Origin of the sequence: Chryseobacterium cucumeris (assembly GCF_016775705.1) — a bacterium.
Lineage (GTDB): Bacteria > Bacteroidota > Bacteroidia > Flavobacteriales > Weeksellaceae > Chryseobacterium > Chryseobacterium cupriresistens.
On sequence record NZ_CP068760.1, the window covers coordinates 4,418,441 to 4,431,589 of the forward strand.

A 13,149-nucleotide genomic window follows, 5' to 3' on the forward strand; every position below is an offset into this window, starting at 1 on the left:
GCTTATTTGGACGGTTTTATCGCTTTTTTTATAATTGAATAATAATTAACACTTTGTATGATTAAAAGGTTTAATTTTTATTTTAAACTTTTGAACTCAAGTGTTTAAAAATGATAGGTTTTATGACTTTATGGTTTTTGTACAGCTTACATACGTTTACTATAAAAACAAAACCGGACACTTAAGTAATTTTAAATGTCCAGTTTTTATTCTAAGTGTATGTACTACCCGTTCAATCCCAAACTGTTATACAGCTGCACCTGCCATATTCCCAGTACTTCTTTAAGCATCACAAAAGTAAATGCTGCGTTATAGCTGTTAGGAAACCAGGTAATTTCCGTATCTATAAAATCTGAAGCTTGCGGAACAGGTTTTACTCCAAATGTCTGAAACAAAGCCACAGACCTTTTCATATGAAAACCGGAAGTTACCAGGTAGACATCAGAAGGAGCCATCTGTTTAAGGATCTTGCTGGAATATTTTGCATTTTCATAGGTATTCATACTTTTGTCTTCTTTGATGATATCAGCATCCGGAACCCCCATGTTTTTAAAATTTTCGCTGAAGAGTTCTGCTTCTCTTGTATGCCCTCTCCCCTTTCCTGAAATGACTATTTTACAAGGCAGATTATTTTTCCTGTATTCATGATACAGCTGATAAGCCGTCACCAGTCTGGAATAAGACAATGTATGCAGCTTTTCTGTATGGTTAAAATCTACAACGCCGCCACCCAATACAACGATAACAGGATTCTGAGAAGCCCCGTTTTTATTCGCAATAGTATTCACATAACTTTTCTGCAGATAGTCTGCGGTGAACTTTCCGAGAAAACCATTTCCTATAAAAATGATCATTAAAACGGCAACAATGCCAATTCCTATCCGTAGGTTTTTACGTTTGTTTTTTCTTCTTAAAAGTGCAATGATAACCACTGCGAGAAATACTAAGAAATAAGGCTCTGTAAAAAGCTGGATTGTACGAAACAAAAGGTCTAATAAAAACTTCATCTTCAAATAATATTATTTAATACCTGCAAACATTAAAAGCCCAAAGATAAAGCAATTTTCTGAGTATAACTTTCTACAGCAGCAGACCAGTCAATATGATCAGGATGATTTCGTCTTATTTTCTTTTGATTTTTTCCATTTATTTTATACATTTGCATACAACACACTTTTTAGTGTGTTAAATAAAATACCTACCCCAGTGAAAAAGCAGAAAAGTATCACCGTTTTGATGACCGTACTCCATATATTTTTGGAAAGGCATTTTTGTAAAGGAAAAAACAAAAATTCTTCCTCACGTATAAAAAAACGATTTCTACTTTAATAAACTGAAAGCCAAACTGATCTATTCAATTAAAAACAAGAAGAGATCTCACCGATAATTTCCGGACTGTATTTATTACAAAACCTTAACAGATTTAATGTTAAAATTAATGTTGTCTCAATGCAATATGGCCTTTAAAAAAAGTACATTTGCTGAAAACTATAATACAACATCTGTGAAATGTCAACAGTCCTCAAAACATTTGTAGCTTATCTTAAAAGGCCCCCTCTTTATCCTGAACTGGGCAGGAAAATTATCAAAAACACATTCAACAGAAGAAGTCCGTCCAAAGGAAAAGCCAGAGCAAATTTCTGGGCTGCATCCATAGCCGTTTCTCAGGAAGAGGTGATCTCCAGACTTTTCTCCCGCGATGCTGATCATTTCAGATCTGATTATGCCGATATCCTGCAAAAAGCCGGTGTAAAAGAAAAAGAATGCCCTGTCAAAATGGGTGAACATGGTGCATTGGAGCTTATTTATTATGCATGTGAATTCACCAAAGCACAAAACGTTCTTGAAACCGGAGTAGCTTATGGATGGTCTTCACTGGCGATATTGCTTTCGCTTCAAAAAAGAAACGGTATACTCTATAGTTCAGATATGCCTTTTCTTGCTCAGAATGGAGATCAGTATGCAGGATGTGTTGTTCCTGATCATCTTAAAAAATACTGGAAGTTATTCCGTTTTGCCGATAGAGAATCTCTGCCTAAAATTTTCAAACAGGCTTCCTCTTTTGATGTTTTCCACTATGATTCCGATAAAAGTTACCACGGAAGAATGTGGGCATACCATCAGATCTATAAAAAACTGAGACCTGGCGGAGTGTTTATCAGTGATGATATCGGAGACAATTCCGCGTATCAGGATTTTTGCAACCGAATGAATATCAGCACTTGTGTTGTAGAATATAATGGAAAATATATCGGCATTTTTGTAAAAGAATATATTCCGCTCATCAGAGCTAAATAATACAATTGATGAGATAAAACTTTACTTAAATTTAAAAACCATTAAGAAAGCGGTAAGCTGCTAAGAATATGAAGAGAACCCAAAGACATCCATGAAGCCTTACCGCTACATTCAAAAGCATTCTTACTGAAGCGAAGCTTATCTTAATCCTCTTAACCTATTCCTACACTCTTAATGGTTCAAAATAAAAAAACTTTAATTTTAAAAATTTAAGCCTCCTGATGGTTTAAAACTAATACTTTCACTCATAGCTCACTTCCCTTTCCAAAATAATCTGGTTCCTGCTTACGGTAACCAATATTTTATCTCCTGCCTGAAAGCCACATTGTTGTACCCATTTTCCTGTAATTCTTATTTCGGGAAAGTACACGATTCTGCCATACGCCCTTGAAAACGATTTGAGGAAAACCGTAAGGTTACGATTATGCAGTTCAGTATATTTGCTGCTGTTCATTCTTCTTTTTCTTTTCATCTTTGTTATTTTTCAACAAATGAAAGGATAATAAGAAGGATAAACCATCCGGATAAAGGATATTTTATTCTTAAAGACGGATATTTTAGAATAGTATTTATTTTAAAACAGAGCATTATTTTTTTGTTCTAAAGCTTTATATTTGTTATTATGAGTTACACAGATATGCAAAATAAAAAAATACATCAGGGTAGAAATATAAAGCGTTTCCGCGAAATGCTGGGCATCAAACAGGAAGCTCTGGCTTTTGAGCTGGGCGACGACTGGAACCAAAAGAAAATTTCCCTTCTGGAACAAAAAGAAACCGTAGAATCTGATATTCTGGCACAGGTAGCCCGGATTTTGAAAGTTCCCGCGGAAGCGATTGAGAATTTTGATGAAGAACAGGCGGTGAATATTATTTCTAATACTGTCAATAACAATGATAATGCTACAGGTAATTCCTTATACAGTTATCAACCTACCTTTAATCCTATTGATAAAATGGTGGAGCTTTATGAGCGTATGCTGGAGCAGCAGAGGGAAATGATTGAGAAATTGGAGAGATTGATTGAGAAAAAAAATAACTAAACATACTTTATAAAAATAAATAATGATTAATTTATAATCTCTATATAGACTTAAACCAAATATTAAATGGCTACCAGAAAAAAAACGACACAACCAGAAAAAATATCTACACAACTAATTGTTGGTAAAGATTATTTTAAAGAAAAGATAAATGAGCGTATACAAGCTGGAACTGAAATTTATAATAGACAGATCCAGACTCAGCAACAATTAGAGGAAGCCAAAAATGATTATTACAATTGGAATGATTATAACTCAGAGCTTTTAAAGCAGTCATTTAATAATGAACTTAATGAATATAAAAAAAGATATGATGATGTAAATAATTTCTTCGGAATTTTGATGGGTGGTAACGATCAAAGAAATGAGCTGAAAGAGTTTAGGGAAAAATTAAATAATAAACTTACAAATCTTAAACAAATTGTTGCTAAAATTGATTTAATGAAATCTGAAGTTCCTGACCAAATTACAACTGGTATTACAAAAACAGATAGCAAAGAAATAAATAATGATATATTTATTGTACATGGACATAATAATGAAGTAAAAATAAATGTTGCTAGAACATTAGAAAAACTGGGATTAAATCCGATTATTCTTCATGAACAACCAAATTCAGGTAAAACTATCATTGAAAAGTTTGAGGAACTATCAAATGTTGGTTTTGCAATTATCCTTTTGACAGATGATGACTTAGGAAAAGCAAAAAAAGATGAAAACTTAAACCTGAGAGCTAGACAAAATGTTATTTTAGAAATGGGATATTTTATCGGAAAATTAGGTAGGAACAGAGTATGTCCTCTCTATGCAAAAGGAGTAGAATTACCTAGCGATTTATACGGAATACTCTACACTGAGATTGATAATGTAGAAAATTGGAAAATACAAATTGCCAAGGAATTAAAGGCTGCAGGATACGAAATTGATGTTAATAAAATCATTTAATGCCAAGAAAAGACCAACTATTTATTAGCTGGTCTTTTTTAATAAGTCTTTTACATGACTATAATAATTCTTATGCAAAAATATTTCAAAAAAAACTTGCGTAGCTAAATAACTACACATATATTTGTAGTCAAATAACTACACAATGAATTTAAGAAGAGATGTATTTCAGGCAATAGCAGATCCTACGAGACGGTCTATATTGATGTTGGTGGCGGCACAGTCGATGACGGCGGGAGCTATCGCTTCCAATTTTGATACGGCAAGGCCTACCGTTTCAAAGCATCTCCAGATCCTTACAGAATGCGAACTGCTGAGATCTGAACAAAACGGCAGAGAAATTATCTATCACCTAAATCCCAATAAAATGAAAGAAATAGCCGATTTTATAGAACCTTTCCGCAAAATGTGGGATGAGAAGTTCAACAAGCTGGAAAGTGTGATGAAAGCGTATCAGAATGTGAATAATAAGACATAAAAGATGATAGACGGATAGATAATAGACAAGGGCATCAAAATTTAACTGGTGGATGTCAATAGTCAATTTTGCTTCGCAAGTGAATCGTCAATCACCAGTGAAAGAATGACAACCTTGAACTTTAAACAGCAAACCTTGAACTCTTTCCTCTAATACTCTCCCACTCTAACACTCCCAAACCCTCAAACTTAAACACCAAACTCAAAATATGGAACTTAAAACAAAAATCCACGCAGAAGACGGCAAACAGGAAATCTTCATCATCAGAGAATTTGACCTTCCTGTAGAACTTCTTTTCAAGGCATATACAGAAGCTGAACTTTTCGAGGAATGGATGGGAACGAAAGTCACCAAATTCGAAAACAAACCGCACGGAAGCTACCGTTTTGAAACCTTAAATCCTCAGGGCGATGTGGTCTTCAGTGCCAACGGAACCATTCATGATATCGTTCAGAACGAGAAGATTATAAGAACTTTCCAGATGGAAAACACGCCTTTTCCTGCTCAGATCGAGTTTTTAACATTTGAAAAATTAACCGATATCACCAGCAAAATTACCATCCAAACCATTTATAAATCTGTAGACTTCAGAGACCAGCACCTGAAAATGCCATTTGCACAGGGCATTAATATGGCGCATAACCGTTTGCAGGAATTGTTGGGTGGAAGGTAGCAGGTAGCAGATTATAGATAAAAGATAAAAGATAATAGACGAAGAGATAATAGACAATGGGCAACAGGGCTCAAATTGTGAACATCAATGTCAATAGTGAGTTTTGCTTTGCAAGTGAATCGTCAATGATCAGTGAAGGATAACAACTTTAAACATCAAACTTTAAACATTAAACCTTGAACCCTTATACTCTCCCACTCTAATACTCTCAAACCCTCCGACATAAATAATCCCGTAACCCAAAACTCTCCCACTCTCAAACCCTCTAACCCAAAAACCCAGAACTATGAATCCAAAAGTTAATTTTTTCTTCGAAAATGCCGGACAATGGCAGGAAGAATTTGAGAAATTAAGAACGATTGCTCTTAGTACAGAACTTACAGAAGATTTAAAATGGGGCTGTCCCTGTTATACTTATGAAGGGAAAAATATTTTCCTGATCCACGGTTTTAAGGAATATTGTGCGCTTCTCTTTTTTAAAGGAGCTTTAATGAAAGACCCGGACCATATCCTGATTCAGCAGTCTAAAAATGTACAGGCGGCCAGACAGATCCGCTTTACAGAGGTAGGGCAAATCAATGATCTGGAAGATGTTCTTCGTGGTTATATGTTTGAAGCCGTTGAAATTGAAGAATCGGGCGCTAAAGTGGAAATGAAGAAAACAAAAGAGTTTGAAATGGCTGAAGAGTTTCAGGAGAAACTGGATCAAAATCCTGCTTTACAGGAAGCTTTCAAAGCACTAACTCCCGGAAGACAAAGAGCTTATCTACTCCACTTTTCTTCTGCCAAACAATCTAAAACCCGCGAAGCCCGCATTGAAAAATGCATTCCACAAATCATGGACGGAATAGGATTAAACGACTAATTATAAAAAAAACAATCATGAACACACCACAACCCTCACAAAAAAGAACAAAAATCATCTATTGGATATTCACCCTATGGATGGCTCTGGGCATGGTTTCAACAGCTATTGTCCAACTGATGAAAAACAAAGATGAACTGGCCAATTTTACCAATCTCGGCTATCCTTCTTATCTGATGACGATCATCGGAGTATGGAAAATTCTTGGCGTTATCGCTATTTTAATTCCTAAGCGTTTGCTTTTAAAAGAATGGGCTTACGCAGGATTTTTCTTTGTGATGTCAGGCGCTGTTATTTCCCACCTTATCGTTGGCGATACAGCCGGCAGAACTTTTCCGGCAGTATTACTATTGGTATTAGTACTTATTTCCTGGTATTTCAGACCTGCAGAAAGAAAAATTACTATCATTGATTAATCATTATGATATTAAAATTGTTTAAACTTTTATTTTGGAACATTAAGATTGTATTAAGCTATTTAGAATATTAAGATGAGCTTCGCTTTAAGCTTAAAGTCAGAATAATCCATCTTAATATTTATCAATTAAATCCTTCTTAATGGTTCAATATATACTGAACATTCTTTGATAGGTTTAAACAGTTTTTATTAAAATCATTTAAGATTAAAAAAGAAAGAAATTTTATCGAAGATAAAATCTTTGCGCCTTTAAACAAGCCATTATTAATAAAATTTGCGTCTTCGCGATTTCCAACAACACCAATCAGCATATCCACATAACAAAACAAAATTTGACATGAAAAAGAAACTAACCCCGGAACAAACCAACGAGCTTTTAAAAACACTAAAAACCCGTTTCGAAAAGAATATGAACCGTCATAAAGACCTGAAATGGGAAAAAATCCAGCAAAAACTGGAAGTCCATCCCGAAAAAATCCGGTCTTTATACGAAATGGAAGCCACAGATGGCGAACCCGACGTGGTAGATTATAATAAAAAAACAGATGAATACTCTTTCGTTGACTGCTCTCCCGAAAGCCCCAAACGCCGAAGCTTATGTTATGATTATCAAGCCTGGGATGCCAGAAAGGCCAATAAACCGGAAAGTAACGTCATCGACACCGCTAAAGAAATGGGTATTGAACTTTTGACAGAAGAACAATACCGTCATCTTCAGGAATTGGGAAAATTTGACCAAAAGACTTCAAGCTGGATCAAAACACCACCGCAGATCCGTGAACTTGGAGGTGCTGTTTTCTGCGACAGACGATACAATACCGTATTTACGTATCACAATGGTGCAGATTCTTATTATGCCGCAAGAGGTTTCAGAGGAATATTAAAAGTATAAGGAGAATAATCAACTGGGATCTCTCAGCCAGGGAGATTCCACACTCCAGAATATAATTTTTACACCCAGATAGTTTTCAGCATATTCTGTAAATTCTTCTTTGGTGAAAGGCTTTTTAGTTTTCGGATTTGTATACGTCAAAGTCGGCTCCTGAACGGCCATCGCTACCAGAGAAAGTTTTCCTTTGTACTGATTAAAAAAAGGATAAGAATTTTTCATTTGGGCTTTCTTATCCGGAACAATATCCGGTCCGCCCAGTCCTATATTATTTTGGTAAGCAAAATCGAAAAGTCTTGACATATACTGGTGATCATTTTCCCATTCGCACGGAAAGAAATTGACATATTGCAGAACGTAAGAATGGTGGAAAGCATTTCTTGCAAACTTTAGATTTTCCACTTCGGCCTGAAAATAACGGTCGCAGCTGAAACCTGTCTTATCTTTCTTCATATCAATATCGATCGATGTTTCCGGAAGATTAATCCCCTGAATCTTTCCGTCAAATTTCTTTGCGAGTTCTCCTATCAGCTTCTGAAATCTCATCCGGACAGCTGGATTCCATTGCTGGGCAACCCAGCCGTTTCCAACAGGTTTATTCTCTCCCGGATTATCATATTGAGGTACCAATCCCCCGTTATATTCTTTATCTTTCAATATATAATCAGGAACATATCGCGCATGTGGCTCAAAAAATCTGTCCTGAAGCTGAATAAACAGTTTTTTGTTAAGGCTCGTCAGATAATTCAGATCTTTCTCAATAACCGAAAAATCATAGACATCTTTTGATTTTTCCAAAGCCTTCCAGTTGTAGACAATCTGTACACCGCCGATATCTTTACGGGTAATCAGTTTTTCAATTCCATGCAGATCTCCCGAGGAAGTGTAAATATAATTCTTAGGAGCCTGTCCCCCGACAAAACATATACCTAAAATAAATAATCCCAAGCTCAGCACTTTAGTAATCTTTTTCATTACAATCAATTTAAAAAAGTAAATCATTTTCCGTGCCTAAAAACAATTCATGCCATAAGTATTGGTAATTTCAATGTATTTTTTTAATTAATATTTTTCCTTAAAATCCATTTTATGAAATATTAATTTTAACCAAAAAATCATTATCTCTTCATATCCTAATTTTTAATATACAAATACTATTATTATTTTAGCAGAATAGAAATTTGATTTTTAACAATGAAGGATATGAAAAAATTAATCTTATTGGGCGCTGTATCAGCTTTTTTAATCAACTGTAATAAGAAAACTGAAGCTCCGGCTCCCAAAGTGGAAGCAGATACCATTGCTGTGGAAGAACCGGTAATTGATACCCTTGGGCCAAAATCGTTCTGTTATATCGGGGTTACAGGAAAAGACAGTGTTTTTGCTTCTATTGATGACAATTTAGGAACAATCACCGGAAAATTATCCTATAAAAACAGTGAAAAAGACAGCTCAAAAGGGGATGTAACAGGTTTCAAATCGGGAGACACCCTGAAACTAACCTATGAATTCAGCTCTGAAGGGAAAAAGAGCAAAAGAGATATCTACTTCCTTCAAAAGGATAATGTTTTGACGGAAGGTATTGGTGAACATAAGGAAGAGGACGGACAAACCAAATATGCTGACGAGAAAAAAATCAGTTATAAAGACGGACAGAAGCTAACGCCTGCAGACTGTAAAGTAGTCAATGAAGCTTTGAAAAAATAATTCATTATAAAATAAAAAAAGGCTGTCTCAAAAGTGTCATTCTGAACACAGACTGAAAGTCTGCGAACGAAGTTCATAAATTAGTGAAGAATCTCATGGAGTTGTTTGTCATAGAGATTCTTCCTTCGTCAGAATGACAAAAATCCACTAGTGGACTTTTGAGACAGCCTTTTCATTCTATCTTAACTCTGTTCAATCATTTCAATAAAACGGTTCACAGCTTCATCCCCTGTACTCCACGAAGTAATAAGACGAATGGCTGAAAAATTTTCATCTACTTTTTTCCAGACATAGAATTCAAATTTTTCAGATAATACCTCTATGAGCTGGTTACTGAGAATAGGAAAAATCTGGTTGGTATAAGTATCTGAAAGAAATGCAGTTCCTTTTTTTTGCAAAGCTTTCTTAATCTTCATGGCCTGCTGATTGGCATGTTGTGCCAGCTCAAAATACAGGTTATCTTTCATCAGCTCTGAAAACTGGATTCCCAACAATCTTCCTTTTGCCAGTAATGCTCCTTTCTGTTTGATATTAAAAGCAAAATCTTCCTGTAGCAAAGGATTATTGATTACAATTGCCTCACCTATTAATGCTCCGTTTTTCGTTCCTCCAAGATAAAAAACATCGGTAAGAGCGGCTACTTTCTCCAGGGTAAGATCACTGATTTCTGCAGTCAGTCCATGACCAAGCCTTGCCCCATCCATAAACAGGTATAATTTATTTTCCTTACAAAATGCAGAAAGTTCTTCCAGTTCTTTTGCCTGATAGATTGTTCCCAGCTCTGTAGAATTGGAAATATAAACCAGTTTAGGCATCACCTGATGCGGTACATTACTGTGTCCCTCTAAAATTGGAACAATATCTGATGGTTTTATTTTTCCGTCTGCCGTTTCGATGCTCAGTACTTTATGACCTGTAGCTTCAATGGCTCCCGTTTCATTATTCAGGATATGCCCGGGAGCAGCAGATATTACACACTGATAAGGTTTTAGAATTGCAGAAATAACAATTAAGTTAGCCTGTGTTCCTCCGGAAACAAAATAAATATCCGAATTCTGATTATTGATTTTCTCCTTAATCAAAGCTTTGGCCTTCAAGGAAAATTCATCTTCTCCATAGCCGGCCTGCTGAACAAGGTTATGCTGTAAAAGTGCCTGTAAGATATTAGGGTGACAACCCTCAGAATAGTCGTTTTTGAATGAAAATTTCATAGAGTAAAAGTAAAAAAAGTTAAAATAACAAGAGCGAACTTTTCATTTTATTTTGTTAGATTTGTAATGAAAATCATCTAACATTTTGAGAACAACCCTAACAGAAGAGAATTACCTGAAAGCTTTGTTTCATTTAGTTGACAATGAAGGAAAGGTTACGATTAATGAACTCAGCAAATTTTTGAATGTAAAAATGCCGAGTGTCAATAACATGATGAAGAAATTTGCCGAGAAAAAATGGGTGGTCTATGAGACCTATAAGCCTTTAATCGTTACCGAAAGCGGAAGACGTGAAGCTGCGCTGGTGGTTCGTAAACACAGGCTTACCGAAATGTTCCTGGTTAAGAAAATGAATTTCGGTTGGGAAAACGTTCATGAGATTGCAGAACAGCTTGAGCATGTACATTCTCAAATCTTTTTTGATAAAATGGATGAAATTCTGGATCATCCTAAATTCGATCCTCATGGAGAACCTATTCCTGATAAAGATGGGAATATCATTGCCCAGGATCTGCAAAAATTAAGTAGTTGTGAGCCGGGAGAAACTGTCACCTTTGCCTCTGTTACCCTTTCCGACGATGCTTTCCTTACGTATCTGAATGACAGGAAATTGCTGCTCAACACCAAGGTAAAAATTGTAAAAATAGAAAGTTTTGATAAATCAATGACGATAGAAATTGAGGGAAAAACAGAAATTTTAAGCAAAAAAGCCGCTGAGAAAATACTCGTAAAGAAATAAATCATTACAACTGAAAAAATAAACCTAACAGGTTTTCATTAAAAAATTCAGACTTTTCAAGAATTTCAACCATTAAGAAATTTAAGGCGAAAAGTATAGTTAAGATGAATCATTCTGATTTTCAGCTTACAGCGAAACTTTACTTATGCTAAACCTAACAGGTTTTAAAAACCTGTTAGGTTTGTCATTTTACCAAAAGCACTATAAAAACTCAACGCTAATATTTTTCAATTTAAAATAATTTAAATCAGTCTGCTCTTTCCTGTATTATTTTGACTTTCTTAGGTTTTATGCTCAACAGAAAAATAGTTGAAATAATAAATATACTTCCAATCCAATCGATTAAAGAGTAAGAAACATTAAGCCAAAGCACCGCTAAGATTGTGGCAGAAAGAGGTTCCATAGACGCAAGAAGACTTGTTTTCTGACCTCCAATGATCTGAACAGCCGACAGATAAAAATAAAAAGCGATCAATGTCCCGAATAGTACAATAAATGCCGTATACCCAAATGTCTGCATGTCCCATACTCCCTGAATATCCCATGGAGCTTTTACAAAACTGAATACGATGCCCGCACAAAACATTCCCCATCCAATGATGAGAGAAGATTTGTATTTTGATAAAAGTTTCACCGGCTGTAATGTATAAACAGCCAATGCAACAGCTGAAGCCAGACCAAAGAACAAAGCTATTCCCGAGACAGAAAGACTGGATGTATCTCCATGAGTTACCAGTAGAAAAGTTCCTAAAACCGCTAAAACAATCGCTGCTATTTCAACCAGAACAGGAACTCTTTTATTTTTAAAAGCAAGATATACAGCAATGATAACAGGTCCTGCATACTGCAGAACAGTTGCAGTAGCAGCATTAGAATATTTTATAGCTGCAAAGTAAGTATATTGAACTGCCAGCATTCCTGTAATGCTGAAAACAACAAGTTGTATAGCGTCTTTTTTATTTTTCCAGATCTCAAAAAGCTCTGTTTTATCTGCAAGTTTTGCATACAGCAAAAGGCATATCCCCGAAATGAGTAAACGTATGGTAATAAGCCATTCAATATTAATACCCCGCTGTTGAAAAAGAAATTGTGCAAATGTCCCGGAAACACCCCAAAATAAAGCAGCTAGTACTGCCAAACAAAAACCTTTTAGTACATTCATAATGATAAATTCTATTTGAAATGCAAAATTGCATCAAATATGACTTGATTTTCCACGAAATTTGAGTATAAATTTGCAATTTTGTTTCATAAAACTCTTTAATTTTGAAAAAATGAATGAACTTGATCAATTTGACCTGCAAATCCTTGAAATTCTGCAAAAGAATAATCTTACTCCACAAAGAGATATTGGAGAACATATAGGGCTATCTGCTGCTGCAGTACAGAGACGAATCAAAAGAATGCGGGAAACGGGAATCGTCAAAGCAGATGTTTCTGTGATTGATACGGAGAAAGTAAAACATTCTGTTACTCTTATTGTAGAAGTTTTTCTTGAAAGAGATAAAATTGACCTGATAGATCAAGCGCAAAGACTATTTACTTCTGCTCCGGAAGTTCAGCAATGTTACTACGTAACGGGAGAATCGGATTTTGTACTGATCATTGTTGTTTCTTCTATGAAAGATTATGAACAGCTTACCCGCAGAATATTTTATGGGAATGATAATATCAAACATTTCAGAACATTAGTCTCCATGAATACAGTAAAATCAGGACTTGAAATTCCAATTAATATGTTGCTATAACATTATAATATGCGGAAGTAATTTTACCTGAAATCGTTAAAAAACGGTTAAACTCTATTTTTAAAAGAGCCGAAAATTTATTTTTACCTAGGTTTGCAAAACTTTCTACAGGCTTTGTCTTTCCGGCAAATACCCA

At 35.2% G+C, this 13,149-nt stretch carries 17 protein-coding genes; 11 read left to right on the forward strand and 6 right to left on the reverse strand.

Annotated elements, in window-relative coordinates:
- Positions 1-224: 224 nt before the first annotated feature.
- Both JNG87_RS19705 and JNG87_RS21745 read right to left on the reverse strand, forming a co-directional pair.
- Positions 225-1,007, reverse strand: a complete 783-nt coding sequence (locus JNG87_RS19705) for a YdcF family protein (RefSeq protein WP_202840571.1) — start codon at positions 1,005-1,007, stop codon at positions 225-227.
- 32 nt (positions 1,008-1,039) lie between these two features.
- The gene (locus JNG87_RS21745; protein WP_262510410.1) at positions 1,040-1,165 is read right to left on the reverse strand and encodes a hypothetical protein; all 126 of its coding nucleotides are present in this window, start codon (positions 1,163-1,165) and stop codon (positions 1,040-1,042) included.
- 344 nt (positions 1,166-1,509) lie between these two features.
- Here JNG87_RS21745 and JNG87_RS19710 point away from each other — a divergent pair, with 344 nt between their 5' ends.
- Positions 1,510-2,298, forward strand: coding sequence for an O-methyltransferase (locus JNG87_RS19710; RefSeq protein ID WP_202840572.1), 789 nt, complete (start codon positions 1,510-1,512; stop codon positions 2,296-2,298).
- A gap of 241 nt (positions 2,299-2,539) precedes the next feature.
- Here the strand turns inward: JNG87_RS19710 and JNG87_RS19715 are convergent, their stop codons facing one another.
- On the reverse strand, positions 2,540-2,770 hold the full coding sequence (locus JNG87_RS19715; protein ID WP_202840573.1) for a SymE family type I addiction module toxin: 231 nt from the start codon (positions 2,768-2,770) through the stop codon (positions 2,540-2,542).
- 150 nt (positions 2,771-2,920) lie between these two features.
- Between JNG87_RS19715 and JNG87_RS19720 the strand changes: the two genes are divergently transcribed.
- From JNG87_RS19720 to JNG87_RS19750, 7 genes are all read left to right on the forward strand, one after another.
- The gene (locus JNG87_RS19720) at positions 2,921-3,340 is read left to right on the forward strand and encodes a helix-turn-helix transcriptional regulator (protein WP_202840574.1); all 420 of its coding nucleotides are present in this window, start codon (positions 2,921-2,923) and stop codon (positions 3,338-3,340) included.
- Between the two features lie 66 nt (positions 3,341-3,406).
- Positions 3,407-4,285 carry a TIR domain-containing protein gene (locus JNG87_RS19725; protein WP_202840575.1) on the forward strand — a complete coding sequence of 293 codons (879 nt, stop codon included), beginning with the start codon at positions 3,407-3,409 and terminating at the stop codon, positions 4,283-4,285.
- Between the two features lie 145 nt (positions 4,286-4,430).
- Entirely contained in the window at positions 4,431-4,763 is a 333-nt protein-coding gene (locus JNG87_RS19730) for an ArsR/SmtB family transcription factor (protein WP_002979291.1), read from the forward strand.
- Between the two features lie 208 nt (positions 4,764-4,971).
- Positions 4,972-5,436 (forward strand): SRPBCC domain-containing protein, encoded by a 465-nt coding sequence (locus tag JNG87_RS19735; RefSeq protein ID WP_202840577.1) that lies wholly within the window; start codon positions 4,972-4,974, stop codon positions 5,434-5,436.
- 286 nt (positions 5,437-5,722) lie between these two features.
- Positions 5,723-6,301, forward strand: coding sequence for a YdeI/OmpD-associated family protein (locus JNG87_RS19740; RefSeq protein WP_202840578.1), 579 nt, complete (start codon positions 5,723-5,725; stop codon positions 6,299-6,301).
- A 17-nt stretch (positions 6,302-6,318) separates the two neighbouring features.
- Positions 6,319-6,717 (forward strand): DoxX family protein, encoded by a 399-nt coding sequence (locus JNG87_RS19745; RefSeq protein WP_202840580.1) that lies wholly within the window; start codon positions 6,319-6,321, stop codon positions 6,715-6,717.
- Positions 6,718-7,056: 339 nt separating this feature from the next.
- Positions 7,057-7,611, forward strand: coding sequence for a DUF4256 domain-containing protein (locus JNG87_RS19750; RefSeq protein ID WP_202840582.1), 555 nt, complete (start codon positions 7,057-7,059; stop codon positions 7,609-7,611).
- 9 nt (positions 7,612-7,620) lie between these two features.
- Here JNG87_RS19750 and JNG87_RS19755 read toward each other — a convergent pair whose 3' ends face one another.
- The gene (locus JNG87_RS19755; RefSeq protein WP_202840584.1) at positions 7,621-8,583 is read right to left on the reverse strand and encodes a hypothetical protein; all 963 of its coding nucleotides are present in this window, start codon (positions 8,581-8,583) and stop codon (positions 7,621-7,623) included.
- Positions 8,584-8,811: 228 nt separating this feature from the next.
- Between JNG87_RS19755 and JNG87_RS19760 the strand changes: the two genes are divergently transcribed.
- Entirely contained in the window at positions 8,812-9,315 is a 504-nt protein-coding gene (locus JNG87_RS19760) for a hypothetical protein (protein WP_202840586.1), read from the forward strand.
- A 182-nt stretch (positions 9,316-9,497) separates the two neighbouring features.
- Here JNG87_RS19760 and JNG87_RS19765 read toward each other — a convergent pair whose 3' ends face one another.
- Positions 9,498-10,526, reverse strand: coding sequence for a threonine aldolase family protein (locus JNG87_RS19765; protein ID WP_202840588.1), 1,029 nt, complete (start codon positions 10,524-10,526; stop codon positions 9,498-9,500).
- A gap of 85 nt (positions 10,527-10,611) precedes the next feature.
- Between JNG87_RS19765 and JNG87_RS19770 the strand changes: the two genes are divergently transcribed.
- Positions 10,612-11,265, forward strand: a complete 654-nt coding sequence (locus tag JNG87_RS19770; RefSeq protein WP_202840590.1) for a metal-dependent transcriptional regulator — start codon at positions 10,612-10,614, stop codon at positions 11,263-11,265.
- Positions 11,266-11,512: 247 nt separating this feature from the next.
- Here JNG87_RS19770 and JNG87_RS19775 read toward each other — a convergent pair whose 3' ends face one another.
- Entirely contained in the window at positions 11,513-12,403 is an 891-nt protein-coding gene (locus JNG87_RS19775) for a DMT family transporter (RefSeq protein WP_238349624.1), read from the reverse strand.
- 136 nt (positions 12,404-12,539) lie between these two features.
- On the opposite strand from JNG87_RS19775, the gene JNG87_RS19780 reads away from it, so the two are divergent.
- The gene (locus tag JNG87_RS19780) at positions 12,540-13,013 is read left to right on the forward strand and encodes an Lrp/AsnC family transcriptional regulator (RefSeq protein ID WP_202840594.1); all 474 of its coding nucleotides are present in this window, start codon (positions 12,540-12,542) and stop codon (positions 13,011-13,013) included.
- The last annotated feature ends 136 nt before the right edge of the window (positions 13,014-13,149 follow it).

Coding starts and splice junctions, on each gene's coding strand:
- JNG87_RS19705 (WP_202840571.1), bottom strand. CDS start 1,007: ATGAAGTTTTTATTAGACCTTTTGTTTCGTACAATCCAGCTTTTTACA.
- JNG87_RS21745 (WP_262510410.1), bottom strand. CDS start 1,165: ATGCAAATGTATAAAATAAATGGAAAAAATCAAAAGAAAATAAGACGA.
- JNG87_RS19710 (WP_202840572.1), top strand. CDS start 1,510: ATGTCAACAGTCCTCAAAACATTTGTAGCTTATCTTAAAAGGCCCCCT.
- JNG87_RS19715 (WP_202840573.1), bottom strand. CDS start 2,770: ATGAAAAGAAAAAGAAGAATGAACAGCAGCAAATATACTGAACTGCAT.
- JNG87_RS19720 (WP_202840574.1), top strand. CDS start 2,921: ATGAGTTACACAGATATGCAAAATAAAAAAATACATCAGGGTAGAAAT.
- JNG87_RS19725 (WP_202840575.1), top strand. CDS start 3,407: ATGGCTACCAGAAAAAAAACGACACAACCAGAAAAAATATCTACACAA.
- JNG87_RS19730 (WP_002979291.1), top strand. CDS start 4,431: ATGAATTTAAGAAGAGATGTATTTCAGGCAATAGCAGATCCTACGAGA.
- JNG87_RS19735 (WP_202840577.1), top strand. CDS start 4,972: ATGGAACTTAAAACAAAAATCCACGCAGAAGACGGCAAACAGGAAATC.
- JNG87_RS19740 (WP_202840578.1), top strand. CDS start 5,723: ATGAATCCAAAAGTTAATTTTTTCTTCGAAAATGCCGGACAATGGCAG.
- JNG87_RS19745 (WP_202840580.1), top strand. CDS start 6,319: ATGAACACACCACAACCCTCACAAAAAAGAACAAAAATCATCTATTGG.
- JNG87_RS19750 (WP_202840582.1), top strand. CDS start 7,057: ATGAAAAAGAAACTAACCCCGGAACAAACCAACGAGCTTTTAAAAACA.
- JNG87_RS19755 (WP_202840584.1), bottom strand. CDS start 8,583: ATGAAAAAGATTACTAAAGTGCTGAGCTTGGGATTATTTATTTTAGGT.
- JNG87_RS19760 (WP_202840586.1), top strand. CDS start 8,812: ATGAAAAAATTAATCTTATTGGGCGCTGTATCAGCTTTTTTAATCAAC.
- JNG87_RS19765 (WP_202840588.1), bottom strand. CDS start 10,526: ATGAAATTTTCATTCAAAAACGACTATTCTGAGGGTTGTCACCCTAAT.
- JNG87_RS19780 (WP_202840594.1), top strand. CDS start 12,540: ATGAATGAACTTGATCAATTTGACCTGCAAATCCTTGAAATTCTGCAA.